This is a genomic window from Oculatella sp. FACHB-28 (genome assembly GCF_014696015.1).
Classification (GTDB): domain Bacteria; phylum Cyanobacteriota; class Cyanobacteriia; order Elainellales; family Elainellaceae; genus JAAUTN01.
Map to the genome: position 1 here is coordinate 128918 of NZ_JACJPJ010000060.1, position 22216 is coordinate 151133.

At 49.7% G+C, this 22216-nt stretch carries 18 protein-coding genes; 9 read left to right on the plus strand and 9 right to left on the minus strand.

Going from position 1 to position 22216, the window contains the following annotated elements; translation table 11 throughout:
* Positions 1-7: 7 nt before the first annotated feature.
* From H6F88_RS12775 to H6F88_RS12800, 6 genes are all read right to left on the minus strand, one after another.
* On the minus strand, positions 8-1426 hold the full coding sequence (locus H6F88_RS12775; protein ID WP_199333576.1) for an MATE family efflux transporter: 1419 nt from the start codon (positions 1424-1426) through the stop codon (positions 8-10).
* 184 nt (positions 1427-1610) lie between these two features.
* Positions 1611-2663, minus strand: a complete 1053-nt coding sequence (locus H6F88_RS12780; protein ID WP_190643116.1) for a glucokinase — start codon at positions 2661-2663, stop codon at positions 1611-1613.
* A gap of 110 nt (positions 2664-2773) precedes the next feature.
* Positions 2774-3412, minus strand: a complete 639-nt coding sequence (locus tag H6F88_RS12785; protein WP_190643117.1) for a histidine phosphatase family protein — start codon at positions 3410-3412, stop codon at positions 2774-2776.
* Between the two features lie 120 nt (positions 3413-3532).
* Positions 3533-3910, minus strand: a complete 378-nt coding sequence (locus tag H6F88_RS12790) for a rhodanese-like domain-containing protein (protein WP_190643118.1) — start codon at positions 3908-3910, stop codon at positions 3533-3535.
* A gap of 111 nt (positions 3911-4021) precedes the next feature.
* The gene (locus H6F88_RS12795) at positions 4022-4864 is read right to left on the minus strand and encodes a PD-(D/E)XK nuclease family protein (protein WP_190643119.1); all 843 of its coding nucleotides are present in this window, start codon (positions 4862-4864) and stop codon (positions 4022-4024) included.
* A 47-nt stretch (positions 4865-4911) separates the two neighbouring features.
* Entirely contained in the window at positions 4912-5496 is a 585-nt protein-coding gene (locus H6F88_RS12800; RefSeq protein WP_190643120.1) for a PAP/fibrillin family protein, read from the minus strand.
* Positions 5497-5916: 420 nt separating this feature from the next.
* On the opposite strand from H6F88_RS12800, the gene H6F88_RS12805 reads away from it, so the two are divergent.
* The 4 genes from H6F88_RS12805 (at position 5917) to H6F88_RS12820 (ending at position 13467) form a co-directional block, all read left to right on the plus strand.
* Positions 5917-6150, plus strand: coding sequence for a DUF3134 domain-containing protein (locus H6F88_RS12805; RefSeq protein WP_190643121.1), 234 nt, complete (start codon positions 5917-5919; stop codon positions 6148-6150).
* Between the two features lie 134 nt (positions 6151-6284).
* Positions 6285-7391, plus strand: a complete 1107-nt coding sequence (mraY, locus tag H6F88_RS12810) for a phospho-N-acetylmuramoyl-pentapeptide-transferase (protein ID WP_190643122.1) — start codon at positions 6285-6287, stop codon at positions 7389-7391.
* Positions 7388-8338 carry an alpha/beta hydrolase gene (locus H6F88_RS12815; RefSeq protein WP_190643160.1) on the plus strand — a complete coding sequence of 317 codons (951 nt, stop codon included), beginning with the start codon at positions 7388-7390 and terminating at the stop codon, positions 8336-8338. Before mraY ends, H6F88_RS12815 begins: the two co-directional genes overlap by 4 nt.
* 689 nt (positions 8339-9027) lie before the next feature.
* A complete protein-coding gene (locus H6F88_RS12820; protein WP_190643123.1) occupies positions 9028-13467 on the plus strand; it encodes a PAS domain S-box protein in 4440 nt (1479 codons plus the stop codon).
* A 42-nt stretch (positions 13468-13509) separates the two neighbouring features.
* On the opposite strand, the gene nusB is transcribed toward H6F88_RS12820, so the two are convergent.
* Positions 13510-14145, minus strand: coding sequence for a transcription antitermination factor NusB (gene nusB / locus H6F88_RS12825; RefSeq protein WP_190643124.1), 636 nt, complete (start codon positions 14143-14145; stop codon positions 13510-13512).
* Positions 14146-14331: 186 nt separating this feature from the next.
* On the minus strand, positions 14332-15087 hold the full coding sequence (locus tag H6F88_RS12830; RefSeq protein WP_190643125.1) for a DUF502 domain-containing protein: 756 nt from the start codon (positions 15085-15087) through the stop codon (positions 14332-14334).
* Between the two features lie 535 nt (positions 15088-15622).
* Between H6F88_RS12830 and H6F88_RS12835 the strand changes: the two genes are divergently transcribed.
* The 5 genes from H6F88_RS12835 to H6F88_RS12855 all read left to right on the plus strand — a co-directional run bounded on the left by H6F88_RS12835 (position 15623) and on the right by H6F88_RS12855 (position 21322).
* Positions 15623-16279 carry a phosphoribosyltransferase gene (locus H6F88_RS12835; protein WP_190643126.1) on the plus strand — a complete coding sequence of 219 codons (657 nt, stop codon included), beginning with the start codon at positions 15623-15625 and terminating at the stop codon, positions 16277-16279.
* A gap of 47 nt (positions 16280-16326) precedes the next feature.
* Entirely contained in the window at positions 16327-18054 is a 1728-nt protein-coding gene (locus H6F88_RS12840) for an ABC transporter ATP-binding protein (protein WP_190643127.1), read from the plus strand.
* A gap of 131 nt (positions 18055-18185) precedes the next feature.
* Positions 18186-18785, plus strand: coding sequence for a Uma2 family endonuclease (locus H6F88_RS12845; RefSeq protein WP_190643128.1), 600 nt, complete (start codon positions 18186-18188; stop codon positions 18783-18785).
* A 43-nt stretch (positions 18786-18828) separates the two neighbouring features.
* Positions 18829-19404, plus strand: a complete 576-nt coding sequence (locus H6F88_RS12850; RefSeq protein ID WP_190643129.1) for a GNAT family N-acetyltransferase — start codon at positions 18829-18831, stop codon at positions 19402-19404.
* A 196-nt stretch (positions 19405-19600) separates the two neighbouring features.
* Positions 19601-21322 carry a DUF3352 domain-containing protein gene (locus tag H6F88_RS12855; protein WP_190643130.1) on the plus strand — a complete coding sequence of 574 codons (1722 nt, stop codon included), beginning with the start codon at positions 19601-19603 and terminating at the stop codon, positions 21320-21322.
* 293 nt (positions 21323-21615) lie between these two features.
* Here the strand turns inward: H6F88_RS12855 and H6F88_RS12860 are convergent, their stop codons facing one another.
* Positions 21616-22098, minus strand: coding sequence for a rhodanese-like domain-containing protein (locus H6F88_RS12860; protein WP_190643131.1), 483 nt, complete (start codon positions 22096-22098; stop codon positions 21616-21618).
* Positions 22099-22216 lie beyond the last annotated feature (118 nt).

The following is a 22216-nucleotide window of genomic DNA, read 5'->3' on the forward strand; positions in this document are numbered from 1 at the left end:
TGCGTTATCACCTACAGTGAGCAACTGGACTTGGAGTGGGCGATCGCTGAATCAATCGAGCAATTAGAACATTAAATCGCCAGGTAAAAATCACAGAGGCACTAAGCAAGCCCAGAGCTAACCCCCACCACAATCCAACACCATCTAAATTGAGCTGAAAGCCTAGCACGTAGCCGCTGATTAACCCTACAACCCAGTAGGAGAAAATGCCAATTAGCATTGGCGTGCGAGTATCTTTTAAGCCGCGCAGCGCGCCTGCGGCAATGATCTGAATTCCGTCTATAAGCTGAAACATTGCCGCAACGCCCAGCAGCGCTTTTGCTACTTGCACCACAGCGGCGTTTGCCGGGTCGCGAACGTCAATGTAAACCGAGGTAATCGCTTCCGGGAAAATCCAAAAGGCGATCGCCATCAGGCTCATAAACGTACCGCCCAATCCTAGACCTACGTAAGCGGCTAGCCGTGCTCCTTGCGGGTCACCCTGCCCAACCAGTTGTCCAACTCGTACGGTCGTAGCATAGGAAACTCCCAGCGGAATCATAAACGTTAAAGCGGCGGTTTGCAGAGCAATTTGGTGTGCTGCCAGAGTCGTTGTACCCAGATGTCCCATCAAAAAAGCAGTAATAGCAAACAGCCCGGTTTCAACCCCAAACAGCACACCAATTGGCCAACCTGTCTGCACCAATTCCCAAAAAACAGCGCCTTCAAACCGGACACGGTGGAAAACTTGATAGACCGCAAAAAACCGCTGGCTCAAAATAAAGCTAACCAGCGCGATGAACATACCCCAAAGAGAAATGCTGCTAGCCCAACCAATTCCCGCTAAACCTAACGCTGGAAAGCCGAGTTTGCCAAACATCAGCACATAGTTGCCGATACCGTTGAAGACTAGCCCACAGAGCATGATCACCATCACAGAACGGGGACGTGAAAGCGCAGCAACAAAGTTTTTGAGGCTAGCAAAAGCGATCGCCGGAAAGAATCCCCACATTACTGCTCTTAAGTAAGACCCCGCCAAAATCGCGTTGTCTGGCTCCTGTCCCAGAGTCAGCAAAAGCGAATCTCCATTCCAGATCAGCAACATACAGGGAAGCGACAGCACCAGCGATAGCCATATTCCTTGTTGGGCAATTCGTCCGATCGCCTTGGTATTACCCGCCCCGTAAGCTTCTGCAACCAGTGGACCTACTGCCGAGACAACCCCGGTACAGATCAGCAGCAAAGTAGAAAAAACAACTGCTCCCAAACCGCCTGCGGCCAAAGTTTGGCTGCCCAGCAAACCCATCATCACCGTATCGATAAAGGCAGTCCCCGCCTGAGATAGCTGCGCTGCGGCGAGAGGCACTGACAGCAGCAAACAGGCCCAAAGTTCAGATAGAATTCTTGATTTTGAATAGACGGTGAGTGCATTGCGACCCATAGCCATTCTTTGATTCACCCCTTCCATGCACTACCACTCACCGTCAAGCCAATCCCTAGTGTCTTCTGACATGACATCCCAAGGACTTGAATAACGGCGATCTGTTAAATAAATTACATTTTGTAATGGCGATCGCACCTCCTCCACTTGCATCACCTGAATGGAGGAGGTTCAATCCCCGATCACTCACTTAAAGCTGAGCCGCTCGCACAGCCGCACCCACCAACCCCACATGGGGATCGAGAATGATGTGAATCGGCACTTTTTTTAGCAATGGGCTGACCCGCCCCTTATCCAAAAAGGCTTTGAGGAAGGTGCCATCTTGCATCAAGCTGAGGTTTTTAGCAGCAATTCCGCCTGCTAAATAGAGCCCACCATTGGGTAACAGTTTCAAGGCCATATTGCCTGCCTCTGCCCCATAAGCAGCAACAAAAATTTCCATCGTTTGAACGGAGAGGCGATCGCTTCCTTCCAGAGCTGCCATCGAAATCGCCGCTGCCGGATCGACCGTCTTTTCACTCAGACCTTTTTCGCCCTCCCATTTGCGAATCACATCGCCAACCTCTGGAGATTCTTCAGCGTAGTGGCGATCGCGCAAAAACTGATAGATCGAAACAATTCCCTGACCAGACACCACGCGCTCAACCGAAATTCGTCGGATATCGTGCTTATCCAACAGATACTTCAACAGTTGAAACTCCAGTTCAGAGCGAGGAGCAAAATCTGCATGACCGCCTTCGGAAGGGTAGACGTGATAGCCATCTGGCTGCTTCAGCAAAAAGCCTTCTCCCAAACCCGTTCCCGCCCCTAAAACGGCAATCGGTGCATCTGCTACAGGCTCAACTTCCTGAAGCGTATGCAAATCTGATTCCTCTAAGCCCAAAATGCCGTAGCCAACTGCAACAAAGTCATTAATTAAGGTGATATTGGCGATCGCCAACTCTTTCTCTAGCCGTCTAGCATCGAGTGACCAAGTCAGGTTAGTCAGGGCAGACGTATCGTTAACTACGGGACCAGCGATCGCAAAACAAGCTTTTTCGGGGTTAGGCTCCTCTCCCAACACCTGCTGCGCCGTACTCAAGAACTTGCGTACCATCGGCGCTAAATCAGGAAACTCTGGGCTGGAATAGCGGGCTTCATAAAGAGTATGCAGTTTTGTGGTTGCCGTTATCGCACCAGCCTGCGCTACCAACCGCAAGATAGTTTTAGTGCCGCCAATATCCCCTGCCAGTAGTTGTGTCATGTTTTCAGAACTTACCCATTGTCAATAACAGTTTAATTTCCGCTGTCTCTCACAGTCTCGTTCTTGAGGCAGTTCTTCAGCAAATTTACAGGGGATTTGCAGCCGTTAAATCAGATGTAGCGAATATTTTGCTCAGTTCGGCTGAGGTGAGAGATATCACCGCTCAACTCCATCAGCCATTCATCCCCCTGCTTGACCAGCTTGAACAGTCCGCAAAGTGGGCAACTGACATGAACGGGGTCTTCTAACAACCCTCTAGTTGCCCCCAAGACAGAAGCTCCATGTCCTACCAGCAGCAGGTTTTGTGGAAACTCGGCCGCTAAGTGTCGAGCAACTTTTCCTGCCCGCCGCAAAGCCGTCTGCTCCGTTTCAGGAAACTCGGCAATGACGCGGGAAGTATAGCTGCGATCGACTCTCGGAAACAGTTGGGATAGAGAATCAAGCGTTAAACATTCAGGCGTTGAAAAAAACCAATTAGGGTTAAGAAACTCACTCAGCCCAGACTCAACCTTAATAGAAAGGTCTAACGCTTCTGCGACATAGTGAGCAGTTTCTACAGTACGCAAGAAAGGGGAGGCAAAAATATGGGCGATTTTTTTCCCTTGAAGGCGCTTTCCTAGCTCCTTTGCCTGCAAAATTCCATCGGCGGAAAGCCCCGGATCAAAAGGTCGTTCGGCAGTGCGATGCCAGCTAGAGTCAACAAAGTCCTGACGGTTTCCGTGCCTTGCAATCCAAACAGTCTGGCTCATCAACTGAAACTGAGTTAGCTAAAACTTCATCTCATCTTACTCCCTGCAAACGAGGGTCACTATAGCAATTCTAAATAGGTCGAGGAGATACACCCCTCAACCCACTTAACTTGTATAGGTTTAAGCAGACAGGAGCAACGCAGCAGACTCGATTGGATAACCAACTGCCTTCCAGGCTGCTACACCGCCTCTCAATTCAGAAATGTTTCTATAGCCTGCTTGCCGGAGCTGTGCTGCAGCCTCAACCGTTTCATCGTCTGTTTCGCCGTAAATGTAGATATCGCGGTCAAGCTCTAAGCTTGTCATGGCACGGTGAGTCAACTCGTGAATGGGCATACAAACTGCCCCCATGATGTGGTGCGAGTTGAATTGAGTGCGATCGCGCACATCAACAATCGTCAGCGCAGGCTCTCCCCAATCCAAACGAGCCTTAAGGTCGTGCACACGCGATCGGGACTTGAGTGACGGAGGAGTTGGGAGAATACCGAAGAATTTCATGAGGAGCTACCGCGAGGAGGTGGGTTGCTTGCAATGTAACAACTAATCTTAAGGTTTGCAAATTTTTATAGGTCGAATCTTTACTCGGAAGCGGTTTTATGTATTGAGATTTCACAGCGCCACTTCTTGAATCTCGGCGAGGGTAAGCAATTCCTCAGAAACGGGGGTCTCGGGCTGATGACGTTGGCAGCGAACATCGAAAGTACAAAACCCACACTGATCTTCAGCCGCTTCTACTTGTGGAAACGGCGTTCCTGCCTGATAGTCCTTCAGCCATGCGGTCAGTTGATCCAGTAGCCCCCCCAACTTTGAGCGAATTGCCTGATGTTGGCTGGTGCTGTAGTTAAATCTCAGACTTTGTGGCTGAAGTTTTGTCTCACTTGTCTTTAAGTTTGATCTCTCTGAGTCTGATATCTCTGAGTCTGATGTCTCTGAAGCGGATTGGGTTGCCCGCACAAACCAGTAGGTAATCGAAATGTCTTCGGGTGAATAGTCACTGGTTTCCGCTAGCACAAAGGGGTATAGCCGAGTTTGCCAACTTTCTGCCAACCAGCGCTGGTTTTGAGGCAGAGGGTAGGTTTTCCAGTCTAAAATTTGCGCCTGCTGCGGGTTGAGAATCAGCAGGTCATACACCACCGTCAGCAAATAGCCCTCAAGCTCCAGGGTACGACGATGTTCACTCTGGCGAAAAACCGCTTGCTGTTGAAATAGCTCTGGTGCAGCCTGAATGAATGCATCTACCGAGTTTTGCAGCAACGGATCGGTCGTGTCCGTCAGCAGGGGTAGTCCCAATTCACGCTGCTGCATCAGCAGGTGAAACCGGCTGCCCCAGTTCATCTGATCTTGCTGTTCTGAGGCGATTGGAGTACCCAGCTGATCGAGGTAAACCTGCTGAAACTTGCGGGGGCAGGTTTCTAGCAAGTTGAGTTGAGCTTGAGACAGGCGGATAAGCATAGCGTTCGGCAAGTGTTTCTAGAAAACTGGCAGATATTTCAGGCAAATCAATTTCTGGTCAGCACAAATACACTGCCCTCATTCCCTCGCCCAATCCGCAGATCGTCATCCAGGTAGGTAATGTCTAGCCAGCCTTGCTGATCTCGGTTGGTGATATTGAAGTCGATCGCCGCAAATTTCTGACCTGCCTCGATCGCCTCAATAAAGTGAACGGGAGACTGATAGTCAATTAGGCGTTGCAACCCTAGAATCGATCGCTCAAATTTCACCTGAACGCGGCGATCGCTCACCGCCTCAAACCGAGCCGCAACACTCACCAAGCCTTCCAGATAAGGCACCCCGTAGACTTCAGCAATGTTGTAGATCTTCGCTTCTCTCGCCCGAACATATTGATAAATTTGTCCCAGCTTAAACAAAGGTAATTGCTCGATTCTCAATAGATCCTGACTGGTGGTGTAAAGCAATCGCCAATTACCGTCAAGCTTGTTGGGCACTTGAAGGGGGCGCGGGTTAGGGTTCTGGTCTTCTACCTGAGCAATAACAGATAAAATGGCTTGCTTGTCTGATTCGGTCGTCAGCAAACCTCGATTTTTACCCGCGATCGCCTCCAGCAGTTTAGCTTTCGCAATCATTTAATTGACCTCCACATAAGATGTAATCGTAAGAAATTTGAACGCTAGAAATTCCAGTTATTTCAATACCGCTTGTTGAGTTCTTAACTGTTTAACGATGGATTGTTTAAACCATTTCGCTTTGAGTAAGACACAACCCGCCAATTTCAACCTAAAGATGTCTTGACAACTTTCTTGACCTAAGATGAAATTTGAGCTAGCACTATCAGGCGTACTAAGCAGGGGTAGGGCGGTTGATCAACCGTTTACTAAAACTTCATCTATATAAGGTTTTACCTACGCTGAAGTTTTACCCACATCTTAGAAGCTTGACTCTAAGATCTAGCAGTTGCCATCTGAATTTCCTCATTCCAATGAGGGAGTTGCCTAAGAGTTCGATTGTGTAGTGATTTAATCTATTACCAACATTTGCTAAGTAGTATGTACAATCCCGCGCTTCGTCAATATCCTCGTAGTCAACCCGCTCCTGTAATTCCACCTCAACAGGATGCCTCGATTTTAGATTGGCTCGAGGGAACAGGTCGGCTCCTAGCCCGTGAAGTGCAAGAGCCGGACTATCGCGAAGAAGAAGAAGAAATCAATGAACTGATGGCAGGCGATGATAGCAGCTTTGATGATGATGACGATGATGATGTAGTAGAGCTAGACGATTAACACAGATTGAGGGATAATCCCGGCAGTGGTAAAGAACGATTAAGCTGGATCAACTCACAAAGTTTGATCCTGATGAACCAGAGGCAATTTGTAAGTCTTTGGATATACCTGGTGTGGAGTGAAGTGAGACAGTTGTGGACGCTAAGCTATTTTCTGACAAGCCTGTAGGGTTTTCCGGCGTGGGTTTGTTTTTGACTTTAAGCATTGCTCTCAGCGGTGCATCTCTTTGGCTAGATTGGTTGGCGGGGCGATCGCTCGGTTTAGGAGCTTCTTTAACAGCCCCACTTTGGGTCTGTACCCTAGCAACCGCAGCCCTCGGATACTGGGCGATTCCGCTCTTACGACAACTAAAGGCAGGGCAGGTCATTCGTGAAGATGGACCTCAAGCTCACTTGAAAAAGGCGGGAACGCCAACGATGGGCGGCATCTTCTTTGTCCCCGTTGGGGTGGCGATCGCCCTGCTCTGGTCAGGCTTTGCCTCGGAAGTCGTCGCTGTCTCTGCACTCACCCTCTCCTATGCGGCAATTGGTTGGCTCGACGATTGGCAAATTTTACGTCGCCGCTCCAACAAAGGCATTTCTCCTAAGCTAAAGCTCGCTTTGCAAATCGGCTTTGGCGGTCTATTTTGCCTCTGGCTGCTGTGGAGCCAACCCTTTAGCATCACAAACCTAGCGCTGCCCTTCGGATTTTCTTTGCCGTTGGGCTTTTTGCTGTTTCCCCTGGGCTGGTTTGCGCTCGTTGCCGAAAGTAATGCCACCAACCTCACCGATGGGTTAGATGGGTTGGCGGCTGGCACGGCGGCGATCGCTCTATTGGGGCTAGGCGTATTAGCGGCTCCAACTTCTCCCGCACTGATGGTGTTTTGTGCCTGCATGAGCGGTAGCTGTCTCGGCTTTCTGTCCTACAACCGCAATCCTGCCAGTGTGTTTATGGGCGACACAGGCTCTCTGGCATTGGGGGGCGCACTCGCAGCGGTTGCTCTGCTCAGCAACAATTTGCTAGGGTTGCTCATTCTTAGCGGCATTTTCTTTGTCGAAACCCTTTCGGTCATTGCTCAGGTCAGCTACTACAAAGCCACCAAAGATACAAACGGCATCGGCAAACGTCTGCTTAAAATGGCTCCACTCCATCACCATTTAGAACTGACGGGCTGGTCAGAGACACAGATTGTTGCCTGGTTCTATACGATTGGCGGCATCCTGGCAATGTTGTGTCTGGTGCTATACCCGGTTTTTGGATGAAGGTAATTACCCCAGCATCAACTCAGTATTATGACTGGCAAGGCTTCCGCTGTGCCTATGAAGTTCAGACTCGTAGGGCGGGAGTTGATGCTGGACAAATTCCGTTATTGCTAATTCATCCGATTGGGGTGGGTCTGTCCCGGCGCTTTTGGGATCGGTTCTGCCAAAGCTGGTTTGAGGGTCAGCCCAATTCGCTGTACTTGCCTGACCTGCTGGGCTGCGGGGAAAGCGCTTTGCCCCACGTCACCTACACACCTGAAGATTGGGCGGCTCAGCTTCAGCACTTTTTGCAAACGGTGGTACAGCAACCCGTGGTAGTGGTAGTCCAGGGGGCGCTGCTGCCAGTAGCGATCGCCCTCACCCAATTGCAGGCTTCACCTCAGTCCAATTCGTCTAACCTCGTTCGGGGGCTGATTCTAGCTGGACCACCTGCCTGGAAAGTCATGACTCAGGCAACTTCACCCTGGCAGCAAAAATTAAGCTGGAATCTATTTGACTCACCGCTAGGTAATGCTTTTTATCGCTATGCTCGACGGCGCGAGTTTTTGCGTTCTTTTTCCACCAAACAACTTTTTGCCACTGCCGATGCAGTCGATGCAGAATGGCTGGATGAGCTAATTGCTGGGGCAAAAGATCCGGAGAGCCGCCACGCTGTTTTTTCATTTTTGGCAGGGTTTTGGCGGAAAAATTATGAGCAGGCGATCGCCTACCTCACTCAACCCACCCTGGTCGTCATCGGCAACACCGCCTCCAGCATCAGCCGCTCTGGGCAAGCAGAAACACCAGAGCAGCGCATGGCAGACTACCTGAAACGGCTACCTCATGCTCAAGGCATTCAGCTAGCAGGTCGTAACGTGTTGCCTTACGAATCAACCACAGAATTTGTTGAGGCGATCGCCCCTTTTATTCAGAGTCTTGGGAGCGAAGCGGAAGCGATCAGCAAGTAAGCAAATTGCACCTGTCGGAGCTTTAGAGAGTATTTGAAAAGCCTTAATCTGTCCGAGAGATTCGTAGGGGAAAATCCTTTGAGCAACGATTTTTCGTTATTCCAAATATTGCTGGACGAATGCTTCGACTCACGCAAGGCATTACCTACTTCTCAAACATCCTCGTATATACTGAAGCATTATTTGTTGAGCAAACTGTTAGTAACGGTTTAGTCAGATCAACTTTTGTATAACCCAAACGAAGCTTTTAACTCATAAAATCCGCGATCGAATAGAACGGCCATCAATAAAAAGTTTGTGTTGCGTTATACATCTGCTCTTAATTTTTATTGCAAGTCATAAACGATGTGTTACCAAATATAACTGAAGTTTCTTAACACTTAAGACCCAATGGCATGATGGGGTGAGTATGAATTGAGCTGTGTACAAATCCTAGATAATTCAAACATTGGTCAAAGGGGTTGACAAAGCATAATAACCATAGCAACCTTGAGCGACCGATTGACTAATTCCGTGGTGCAATTCTTTCAGTAGCCAGAGCAATTACCCAGAGTGTGCTTCTACAACCCGTTTAGGATTGCGATAGATACAGGTGAGGAGCGCGGTCAGCTGAAAATGAATGAATCGCAATAGGTGCAATTGCTATCTACCTCAAAATAGTAACCTTGCCTGATTCCGGGGAATCACCAATGCCAATCGTTAGTCTCCGTGCCGGTTCTCAGAGTTGGCAATCTAAACTACGTCACTACCAAGTGCCCCTTCAGCTTGTTTTAGTAGCACCCTTCGTGCTGGGGATCATGACGGCAACGGGGACAATTTATTTTCTCTCCTGGAGCAGTAATCAGCAAATTGACCTCTTTACTGCTCTACTGCTTGGTTTGATTACTTTAGTAGGAGCGATCGCCCTCAGCCTGGTCTTTGCCTGCCTGGTGGTTAAACCCATTGTGCAGCTCAGCAAAGCGTCAAAAGCGATCGCTGATGGCGAAGACCAGCAGATTCCCACCCGTCTTCAGATTCGCGAACTGGAGACGATGGCTCAGGCTTTTAACCAGATGGCGCAACGGTTGCAAAACTCTTTTGAAGAGGTTAAAACTGCCCTTCAGGAGTCAGAAACCAAATTTACCAAAGTTTTTCAATATAGCCCTGACCCGATGACGATTACGACTCTGGCAGAAGGGCGGATTGTAGAAGTAAACGATAGCTTCCTGGATTTTTACGGCTTCAGCCATGAGGAAACGGTTGGACGCACCACAACAGAACTCAACTTTTGGCAATCTCCAGAAGAGCGATCGCTTTTCAAAGAGCAGCTTGAGCGAGCAGGCACCGTTGACAACCTCGAATTCAACATCAAAACTGCGTCTGGAGAAACGAAAACTATCCTGCTTTCCGCCGAGGTGATGGACCTGGATGGTCAAGCCTGCGTTTTAGCAATTCGGCGCAACATTAGCGATCGCAAACTGGTTGAAAGACTCTTACAAGAACGATTTACCCTTCAGCAACAGTACCTCACAGAGTTAACTGAATGGAGAACCCGCTACGAAGCAGCAGGTCAAGCTAGCGGGCAAATCTTGTATGAATGGGATATTAATGCTGAACGCATTACTTGGGGCCCCAACACAAAAGAAATTTTGGGCTACACCATTGCCGAGATGCCACAAACCCTGGATGGTTGGATGGAACTGCTCGACCCAGAACATCCCGAGATTTTGCGGTCTGAAATTGAGAATGCGATCGCCCAGGACGATTCTTACCTGGCGGAATACCGAATTCGCCGTCAAGACGGAACATACATCTGGATCGAAGACAAAAGCCGATTTTTTACCGATAGCTCTGGAGAATTGGTCAGGGTAATTGGATTTATTGCTGACGTGAGCGATCGCAAACTAGCAGAAACAAAACTGCGCCAGAGTGAATCAGCCCTACTTGCGGCTCAGCGAGTGGTTCACGTTGGCAGTTGGGAAGCTGACATCGAAAATTTCAGCGGCAGTTGGTCAGAAGAACTGTTTCGCATCTTTGGGCTTGACCCCAACCAGCCGCGACCCACACGGGCTGAGATGCTCCAGTTTGTCCACCCCGACGATTTAGAAAAAGTTCAACAAGCCGACAATCGCACCCTTGCTGAAGGAGCGCCTTACCAAATCGATCACCGAATCATTCGACCCGACGGCTCAATTCGCTATGTAGAAGCCAGAGGAGAAGTCACCCTCAATGACCGGGGAAATGTGGTTAAGCTGTTTGGTACGGTTTTAGATATTACCGATCGCAAACAGACCGAAGCCATCATTCGAGAAAATGAAATTCGCTTTCGCGTCATCTTTGAGCAGGCGGCCGTCGGAATTGGTGAAATATCGTTAACGGGAAGATATCTCAACGCTAACCCGCGCTACTGCGAGATTTTAGGCTACTCCAAAGCAGAACTTTTAGAGCGAACTTTTCACGAAATCACTTACCCCGATGACCTGGACAAAACGCTAGAACACTTTCAGCAACTATTAACGGGTCAAGTCTCAATTGCTTCAATTGAAAAGCGGTACGTCTGCAAGGACAAACACACCTGTTGGGCAAACGTATCCGTATCCCTCGTGCATGATGAAGCCGGAACCCCGCTTTATGCAATTTGTGTCATTGAAGATATTACAGAACGCAAACAGCTTGAGTTAGCGCTGCAAGCCTCTGAAGCAAAACTAGATAGCATTCTCAATAGTGCGATCGCCTCGATCCTCAGCTTTCGCCTATTTCCTGACCGAACCTGGCAGTATGATTACTTTTCCGCAGGCTGTGAAACGATCTTTGGCTACACTCCAGCAGAACTGATGGCAAATCACACCCTCTGGATCTCCCGCGTTCCGCTAGAAGATCAGCAAACGGTAATCATTCCGGCTTTTGACGCTTTATTTACCAAAGAGATCGCTCACAAAGAATATCGCTTTCAGCATAAAGATGGTTCATTGCGCTGGATTCGCAGCACAGCTATTGCCCGCCATGAAGCAGATTACTGGAGGGTAACGGCAGTAGACACTGACATCACAGAGCGCAAACAGCTTGAACTCGCCCTGCAAGCTTCTGAAACCAATGTAAACAATATCCTCAAGTGTGCGATCGCCTCAATCATGCAGTTTCGCATCTTTGCCGACCGTACCTGGCAATGCGATTACATTTCCCCAAGCTGTGAGGCAGTCTATGGCTACACCCAGCAGGAGATTATGGCAAACCCTGACCTCTTCTACTCAGAAGTTGTGCCAGAAGATTGGGAAACTGTGCTGGCACCATTGTTTGAAGACATTTTTGCTGAACGTTCCTCTCAAGCAGAATATCGCTTTCGAGACAAAGCCGGGAACCTCCGCTGGATTGCAGTGAGCTTTACCTCACAGCGCGATGAAACGACTGATTCCTGGATTGTCACTTCTATTGAGATCGACATTACCAATCGCAAGCAGCTTGAGCTTGCCCTACAAGCAACCCAAACCAAACTTAGCGACCTGATTGATAGCGCGATCGCCTCAATCACCAGTTTTCGCGTATTTCCTGACAAAACCTGGAAATACGATTACATCTCTTTGGGCTGCGAAGCGATTTTTGGCTACAGCAATCAGGAGTTAATGGCAAACCCTGACCTGTGGGCGGCAAACGTAGACCCCGAGGATCAAGAAAATATCCTGGTTCCTTTGTTTGAAGAAATTACTGCTGAACGGGTAGCTACAGCAGAATATCGATTTCTCCACCCAGATGGAAGACTCCGCTGGATCTCATCCAATCTATCTTCTCGTTGGGATGAGACAACAAACTCTTGGGTGGTGACGACCGTTGCAACCGACATCACTAAACGCAAGCAGCTTGATCTGGCACTTCAAGAAAGCGAAAAACAGTTTCGCGAAATCACAGAGAATATCCACGATGTTTTCTTTGTTGAAACCGCTGATGCAACTCAAACCCTTTATACTAGCTCTGCCTTTGAGGAGATTTATGGTAGTAGTCGCGAGCGCCTCTACGACGAATCTCAAGGCTGGATAAACTTGGTTCACCCAGATGACCGTGAGCTTGTCTTAGCAACCCTGTCCGAGCAGCAGCTAGGACAGCGAACTTCAAAGGAATACCGAATCGTCAAACCAGATGGCTCTGTTCATTGGATTTTTGCCCGGACTTTTCCAATTTTTGATCAGCAGGGTCACCTCCTCCGGCACGTTGGCATCTCAGAAGATGTAACTGAGCAAAAAGCTATAGAAGAGACTTTGCTGAAACAGCAAGAAATGCTCCGCACCATTTTCGATAATGTACCCGTCATGTTGACGTTTTTCTCGGCTGAGGGTCAGCTAATTTGGGCAAATCATGAGTTTGAAACGGTCTTAGGCTGGAGCGTTGAAGAATTAAGAGAACGTCATAACCCAATGGCAGAATTTTATCCTGACCCAGAATATCGTCAGCAGGTGATGGATTCTATTCAGCTAGCAGACCGAAGCTGGAGAGATTTTAGAATTCGCACGCGATCGGGCAGAGTGATTGAGACAACCTGGGCCAATGTAAAGCTGTCTGATGGCAGCAACATCGGGATTGGACAAGATATCAGCGATCGCAAACAAATTATCCTGGCGCTAGAAGAGGCAAATCGAGAGCTACACCATCTTGCCAACTTGGATGGACTGACCCAAATCGCCAATCGTCGCGGCTTTGACGAACATCTCCAGCGTGAGTGGAATCGGCTGACCCGTGAAGAAGCTTCACTGTCACTCTTACTGTGCGATATCGATTACTTCAAGCTCTACAACGACACCTATGGACACATCGCCGGGGATCAGTGCCTTCGCCAAATTGCCCAAGCGATCGCCGAAATCCTAAAACGCCCTGGAGATCTAGTATCTCGCTATGGAGGTGAAGAATTTGCTGTGATTTTGCCAAATACCACCGCTGAGGGAGCTATCCAGGTCGCCGAATTCATTCAATCCAGAGTTCAGCAACTCCAGCTTGAACATAGGCGATCGCCCGTTTTCCCCTACCTCACCGTCAGCATTGGAATTGCTACTACCGTTCCTGTACAGCAGGTCTTGCCGGATGCCCTGGTTGCTGTTTCCGACGGAGCGCTGTATCAAGCAAAAGCCCAGGGACGCAATACCTTTTGCCTCTGCGCCTTGTGAATATCAAGATGAATATCGAGGTGAATATTGAGCCTATAAGAGCTACTCTGTCTCAACCAGCGGCTCATCCTTAGCCTGCTCACTCACTCGCCGCAACACGCCGTTGACAAACCGATAACCCTCTTCACCGCTGTAACGCTTTGCCAACTCAACCGCCTCATTAATCGCAACGCGATCGGGCACGCCCAAAAACAGCATTTCGGTCAGTGCGATTCGCAAAATATCCCGGTCAATTCGAGGCAGACGGTTGACCTGCCACGAAACCATCGCTTCTCCTAACCGCTGGTCAATCTCCTCACGATGCGCTTGCACGTTGCTCAGCAGCTCCATCGCATAAGCTCTAACTTCTTGCTGGTTGGCAAGCTGAATAAATTCGGGTAGCTCAACTGCTGCACCCAGACGATTGATTGCAGTCTGCGTCAAATCAATGGACTCATTCACCATTGCCTTTGCACTTTGCAAGTCACTCGTCCGCGTTTCACTAGAGAGGAGGCGATCGCTACTCCGCTTTAGCTCTGCTGACGCGGTTTCTAGCAAATCATGGAGTTCTGTGGTCAGCGTGCGTACCGCCGCTAAGACAATACTTTGCAACTGCTGGGCTTGCAGGCGCTCCTGCTTGGCAGAAAGTTGGCTAATGCTCAAGAGAGCCAGTTCACGGGCAATTCGGCGAGCTTGCATAGCAAATTAATTGGCAAGGTTCAATAAAAGTCTAATCAGAAAAATTGTAGGTTGGGTTGAGGCATAAAACCCAACTCACTAGCACGTCGAGAAAAACCGTAGGTTGGGTGTAGCACAGCGGAACCCAACAAGGCAAAATTCCTGGTAGTGTTGGGTTTCGCCAAGCTCCACCCAACCTACTCATCCCTAGTCTTCCTCAGAGGGAAGCACGGAATAGGTTTGCCGTTTCGCCTCTTGCTTCATCTCAGGTAACGGCTCCAGCACAGGTTCCAGCTTTCGCTCTTCAAAGTTTGCAGGGGGAAGCGCGGTGCTAGATGAGCCAGGTCCAACAATTCCGCCTGAGATGACGACTTTGAAGGCATCTTCAATCGACATCGAGAGATTAACCGCGTCTCGCTCTGGAACGATCGCATACCAACCCGTCGTTGGGTTTGGAGTCGTGGGAATAAAGACGCTCAGCATCGTCTCGGAAAACTGAGGCTGAATTTGCGGACTGAGAGTGCCTGTGACGAAGGCAATCGCCCATATTCCACGCCGAGGATATTCCACCAAAATCACCCGCCGAAACTTGCCGTTTGTATCCTTGAGCAGCGTTTCCAGCAGTTGCTTTAGCGTCTTGTAAACCGAACCTGCCAGCGGAATCGCCTGCAACAACCGCTCCCCAAAATCGAGCAGCCAGCGTCCAGCGATATTGCGCGCCATCAAGCCAATCAGCAGAATGCAAAGCAGCGGCACAGCCAGTCCAACTACCAGATTCAGCAGATTTCCTAAAATTGGGTTGAGGTCATTAAAGGGATTGACCTGCTTGGGGATCTGTGTCAAAAAATTGATCACCCAAGTTGCAACGGTGATGGTTAGCCAAATTGTAGTTGCCAGCGGAATTACCACCAGCAAACCCGCAATCAGGTCATTTTTCAGGTCTTGTTTGAAGCGTTGGATCACAGATAGCCCACTCTCCTTTGGCTGTTCGGGAAAATAACGCTGCTGCCTTCACAAACTCCACCTCATCAGGGGAGCGCTGAGATAGCCCGCGCTTGTACAGAAACTCCAGTCACCGTATTTGATCCCATGCCTCCAGGCTACACATTTTGACTAAAAATGATTGGGCAGGATTACCACACTCTCTATTTGTAAGGCTTGTAAAGAAATGTTTCAACCTCTAAAGCCAACTTTACACGACTTCATTAGATTTCTTGCAGATAAGATTCTTTGATGAGCATGAAGTAGGATTCTGCTATTTTCGCTCATTACAAGCAGTCTATTTCTGATTTACAGAAGGTTCAGAGTGAGGCGATCTCCTAAAGCAACTGACTAAAGGATTAGTATCCCATTTAACATTCCCGTTTGATCCCCTAAGGTTGCGTAATCTCTAAAACCGTTTGTCTTACTCAATATTCCTGTCTCTGTGTTCAGTCGTTAGCCAGAGGAGAGGGTGCGTTCAGGTTTCTAAGATGAAAGCAGTGTTGGGATAAAGACAATGCTATTCAAAGATCGCACTGCGGCAGGACAACTGTTAGCAGAGCAGCTTAAAGAGTATGTAGATCGCTCAGATGTGCTGGTTTTAGCCTTGCCACGCGGTGGAGTGCCAGTTGCCTTTGAGATTGCAAAAGCGCTAAATGCTCCTCTGGACGTGTGTCTAGTCCGAAAGTTGGGCGTACCTGGGCAAGAGGAGTTGGCGATGGGCGCGATCGCCTCGGGTGGTGTACGAGTCCTCAATCCTGATGTGGTGCGAAACCACCGTTTGTTTGAGGCAGCAATCCACAAGACGACCGTACGTGAGCAGCGAGAATTGGAGCGGCGAGAAAAGCTGTATCGGGGCGATCGCCCTCCTCTGAATTTGCATGGAGCTACCGTCATCGTGGTAGACGACGGACTGGCAACTGGAGCCACCATGAGAGCGGCCATCATGGCTATTCGACATCAAGATCCGGCTCGTCTGGTGGTCGCTATACCCGTTGCTGCGGCTGAAACCTGCCACGATATGGAGGCTGAAGTTGACCAGGTTGTCTGTGCAATGACACCAGAGCCTTTCTACAGCGTTGGGCTTTGGTATGAAAGCTTCCCACAAGTAAGCGATGCAGAAGTGGGTAACTTGCTCAAATTAAAATGTGCAGTTGGTTCAACCAAAAGCTGATAGCCTAAACCCATTCCTGTTTTCGCAATTCTGTTTGGGTTACTCGGTTGAAGACTCGCTCTAGCTATTGGCAACTGTTGCCTTACCTGCGTCCCCACTGGCGGGCGATCGCTCAAGCCCTACTTTGCACCCTGGTGTTTACTGCCTGCTGGCCCATTCTGGCATGGCTAGCAGGCGAAGCATTAGGCTTTCTGGTACAAGGAAATGTACCTTCTCTTGCACGCCTTTCTGGAGTCCTGGCAGGTATCTTTCTTGTGCAGAAAATTGCTCAGTACGGGCAAGATTCTCAAATGGCAAAAGCAGCACTGGCGATCGCCCTCGACCTGCGAAAGCGAGTCTATGCTCACCTGCAAACCCTTAGCCTCAGCTACTTTGAGACTTCTCAAACGGGAGATTTGTCCTACCGCCTTACCGAAGACATCGATCGGGTTGGAGAAGTCGTCAACAAAATTTTTCATGACTTCACGCCTTGCGTCCTGCAACTGATTGCCGTCTTCGGCTACATGATTTACCTCAACTGGCAGCTTACCCTCGCCAGTTTGGTTGTCGTGCCGCTCATGGGTGTGTTGATCAGTTGGTTTGGCGAACGAATGCTAGTCTTCTCTCGCCGCAGCCAAACCCTGATTTCAGACCTATCCTCCCAACTTACTGAGGTATTCAGCGGCATTCGACTCATTCGAGCTTTTGCCGCCGAAGAGTACGAAATTGAGCGCTTTGCTCAGGAAGCTGAAAAAAATCGACGCGCAAAATACGCCGCTGCCTGGTTAAAAGCGGTGCAGTATCCAGTTGTTGGTTTCCTATATGCCCTTAGCGTGCTGCTGCTGCTGTTGTTGGGCGGGTGGCAAATTTCTCAAAACAACCTGACGGGCGAAGAATTTGGCAGCTATGTGTTTGCGGTCGCCATGCTGATCGATCCGATCGCCCATCTAACTGACAACTACAACGAATTTAAGCAAGGGGAAGCTTCCTCCGATCGCATCTTTGAACTGCTAGCCCTTCGCCCTGCGGTGGTTGAGAAACCCGGTGCGATCGCTCTTCCCCCCGTCACGGGCAAGGTGGAATACCGCAACGTCAGCTTCAGCTACAAACCTGATCAGCCCGTGTTGCAGCAATTGAGCCTACTGGCATTTCCAGGAGAAGCGATCGCCCTAGTTGGCACTTCTGGTGCAGGCAAAACTACGTTGGTGAATTTGCTACCTCGCTTCTACGAACCCCAGGTCGGACAAATCCTGATCGACGGTACCGATATTCGAGATGTGACGCTTCGTAGTCTGCGTCGTCAAATTGGCATTGTGCCGCAAGAAACCATTCTCTTTTCTGGCACGATCGCCCAAAATATTGCTTTTGGTCAGCCCCAGTTTGACCTCAAAGCCGTTCAGGAAGCTGCCAAAGTTGCGAATGCCCACCAGTTCATCACTCAATTTCCTGATGGCTACCAAACCTGGGTCGGGGAACGGGGTGTAAACCTATCAGGTGGGCAACGGCAGCGAGTGGCGATCGCTCGTGCCGTCTTGCTCAATCCCCAAATCCTGATTCTGGATGAAGCTACCTCTGCCCTAGATTCCGAATCAGAAGCACTGGTGCAAGAAGCTCTAGAACGACTGATGCGCGATCGCACCGTCTTCATCATTGCTCACCGCCTCGCTACCGTCCGTCGCGCTGACCGCATTCTAGTAATGGAACAAGGGCGAGTCGTGGAGTCGGGAACGCATGGAGAGTTGTTGGAGAGGGGCGATCGCTACGCCCGTTTCTATGCCCAGCAGTTTGAGAAGTAGCTTAAAATTGCTCCCCCCCTCTCGTTGTTACCCTTGGAATATGGAGAGTGGCTTTGAAATCATTGGCGATCTGGCAGATAGTTCCACAGAGAGCATTTGGAGCAAGCACCGCGTGGAGTGAAGGGAATACCATGACACCAGCATTAGAAAAACCAAGATCATCAGAAGACAAGGTAGCCGTCTACTACGATCGCACTTGGGAACAGTTCAAATGGATTCAAAAGGGCTTAGAAGGACATCCAGGTGTGCGCCTAAGCTTTTATGAAGGAGTCGTTGAAGTATTCATGCCAGGTCAACCGCACGAAATTTTCAAAAAAGTGATTGCGGCTCTCCTCGAAGCTTTCTTTTTTGAGTGGAACATCAGGATCATTCCAACTGGCTCTGTCACTCAGGAGCAGAAAGGAGTAGCTTCTGTTCAGGCGGATGAATCCTACTGTTTTGCGGAGGCGAAACCTATTCCAGACCTTTCCATTGAGGTCGTTTTTACAAGCGGTTCTGCTACGAAGTTAGAGCGTTATCGAGCGTTAAGCGTCCCTGAAGTTTGGCTCTGGGAGGATGGACTTCTGACCCTGCATCGTTTGGGGGAGAACGGATACACGCAAATTGACAGAAGCCAAATTCCTGAACTGGCGAATTTGGACATTGAGCTATTTTCTCGCTGTGTTTTAATTGGCGAAACAGATTGGCTAGAAGCGATGCGAACATTCAAGAATGCGATTTCAAAAGGCTAGTAGACAAAGATGAGATGCCTTGTCTTTGCGTGCACTTAATACTATGCAGATTATTGATTTACAGCCTGACATGGAAGAGGCGATCGCCCAAACCGCCACACTTCTAATTGAAGGATTTAGACAGCATTGGAAAACTGCCTGGACAGATCTAGATAGCGCCCTAACAGAAGTAAGGGAATCGTTTGGGGAGGATCGAATTAGCCGAATTGCAGTAGATCAGTCGGGCAAGGTGCTGGGCTGGATTGGGGGAATTGAGCAGTATGACGGCAAGGTGTGGGAACTGCATCCCTTAGTGGTTGACGCAGCGCATCAAGGGCAAGGAATTGGGCGATCGCTCGTCACCGACTTAGCAGAACGCGCCAGAGAACGAGGCGGGTTAACGCTGTGGGTAGGCACTGACGATGAGGACGACATGACCACTTTGGCAGGCGTAAACCTTTACCCAAACGTGTTGGATCACATCGCCCGCATTCAGAATTTGAAGGGGCATCCCTATGAGTTTTACCAAAAGTGCGGTTTCGTCATTATGGGAGTGGTGCCGGACGCGAACGGATTGGGGAAACCCGATATTTTAATGGCGAAATCACTGGTTCGCGGCGGCAGTAGAAGTAGGAGTTAGCGGTTTAATTTTGCCTTGCCCAGTTGAGGTTGATTTTGCGGCACATGGCAGTTGTAAGACAAAGGTTTTCTTAGAGCCAGCCATTTTAGATTTGGGGCAGGTTGCCGTACTAAACTAAGTCTTGGCATCTCGGTGTTTGACACAGGTTGTTTTACCTGGAGAATGCCTCAAATTGCCCTGTCCATTAAATGCCCTCATGAAGCTTCGTACTTTTTTCTATGCTCTGGCTGGTAGTGTGCTGGTGCTGCTGCTGGTCGCCGTTGGCGGATTCTTTTGGATCGCGGCACACAGCCCGCTGTCGCTGTTGCAGGGCGGAGGGCAAGCAAGTCCGGCAGCGGCGATGTTTGTTCCCAAGCAGTCGCCCCTAATGGTGTCGCTGCTGGTCAAACCCGATCGCCTGGAATCTTTTCGGCTGGCGATCGCCCCCCAGTCAGAGCGCAGACGGGCACGGACAGAAATCAATCAGCTTAAAAACAGCTTGCTCACCAGCACGGGCTTAGACTACGAGCAAGACGTTCAGCCCTGGCTCGGCGACGAAGTGACTTTTGCCGTCACTACGCCCGACTTTGACCGAGACGACGAAAACGGAGCGCAAGTTGGATATCTCGTCGCGATCGCCACTCAAGACCCAGAGCGATCGCGAGAATTCCTTCAGCTTTTCTGGCAAAAACGGGCGATCGCCGGAATGGATCTAGTCTTCGAGCAATATGCCGGAGTTAAGCTAATCTATAGCCAACCGTCCCCAACCCCCAATCCCCAATCCCCAACCCCTGACCCCCAACCCTCCCTTGCAACTGCTGTGGTGGGCGATCGCTTCGTCCTTTTCGCCAACCATCCCAAAGTGCTGCGAGCTGCAATTAATAATGTTCAGGCTCCTGGATTGAGTCTGAGCAACAGCAAGTCTTACCAGCAGGCATTACAACGGTTGCCCGATAGTCAAATTGGTCTAGCGTTTGTCAACTTGCCCCAACTGTCGCAGTGGCTAGACGGGGAACGCACTACCGAAACCGTTTCTCCCTACGAAGACTTGGTCGTGGCACTAGAGCTAGATCGTCAAGGATTGTTGGCGGAAACCGCACTGTTAACTTCACCGGGTGAGAAGCTAACGCCTGCTAAACCTGCTTTGTCGAAACCCGTTGGGGCGTTAGATTTCATTCCTGCAACCAGTCCACTCACAGCAGCGGGGACTGATTTGCAGCAGTTTTGGAATGAACTGTCTAACAGCGTAACGGCTTACGATCGGCTGTCTAATTTGATCAATCAGCCCCTTGCTGAGCTACAAGCCCAGTGGGGAATTGACCTGCCAGAAGAGGTGTTTAGCTGGGTGAAGGATGAATATGCGTTAGGTCTGTTGCCTCGCGCTGATCAGCCGCAACCCGACTGGTTTTTTGTTGCAAAAAAGGCGGATGGTGCAGCAGAAGCGGTTGATCACCTGGATGCGATCGCCCAGCAACAAGGGCTCAGCCTTGGCACTTTGACTCTAGGCGACCAGCAAACTTCCGCTTGGACAAAACTTACAACCACTGCCGCCAGTCGCCCCAACCGCAAACGCAATCGCGATGCAGAAGCCGTCACCTTGAGTGCAGAAGTGCAGGGAATCCACACAACCGTAGGGAACTACGAAATTTTTGCGACCTCAGTAGAGGCGATGAACCAAGTACTTCAGGCAACCGAAAATCCTTTACTCAATGACTCAGAGTTTCAGCAGGCGATCGCTCCTCTCGCAGACGCAAACGACGGCTACCTTTATCTCAACTGGCAGTCTGTCCACGAACTGGTCGAGCAACGTTTCCCAATCGTGAAGCTAGCAGAACTGGCAGGCAAATCGTTTTTTGATCATGTGCGATCGCTCACCGTCAGCAGCTATGGCAGCGAAGCTAACCTGCGGCGTGGAGCCGTCTTCGTTCGGTTGAAATGATTGCTTGAGCCTCTTAACCTCATTCCCAAGTAAAACTGGGAACGCCCACGGTAGTGGCGCAGCAAGTCTCAAGTGTTGGGTTTCGCCCTGCTCCACCCAACCTAGAGGTCTACTATATGCAGGTTATGTATGTTGGGTTCCGCTGCGCTTCACCCAACATTCTAAGCTTGATGCGCTAGTAAGGCTCTGCCTCGTAAACAGGGCTAAAGACAAGAGAATGTCTTGTAATAAGCAAAGATCTCCGACTTCTTAAAGAAATCGGAGATCTAATCTTTAAGGCAGTGCCCTAGTTCCTAGCCTTCCTTTTTCCGCTCTTCGGTGAACTCAGCGATGCGCGAGACAACGTTGTATTCACCTGAGCTAACGGGGTGATCGTCAGTGCCAGTTCCTTCAACTGGTCCACCAATTTCTGTCCAGGCATCCATGCCGCCCTTCAGTTCGGCAACCTTCTCGAATCCAGCTTGACGCAAAGCGTTAGCAGCGGCAGCCGTTTCTTCATCATTCGCGCCATATATGTAGATGTCGCGACTGTGCTCCAGACTAGATTCTGCTCTGTCTGCCAGCGCATCCATTTGCATGGTGATTGCGCCCATGATGCGGCAAGCGTTAAAAGAATCGCGATCGCGCACATCAACGATGGTCAAAGCAGGTTCGCCCCACTGCAACCGTCCTTTTAACTCGGTTGCGGTTGCTTGGGGATGAAAGCCAGGGGGGGTAGGTGTTACATCTGGAAGTTTATCTTTAGCGTTTGCAATAGCGTCTTGTAAGTCTGCCATAAAAAATTAACCTCTCTTTTTTCAAAGATGTTTCTTACAGCAACCTAACAAGCCAATTAAAACTGACCGTCCCCCCTGAGGGAGAACGCCCACCAGAATCTTTCTTTAGGCACAACCC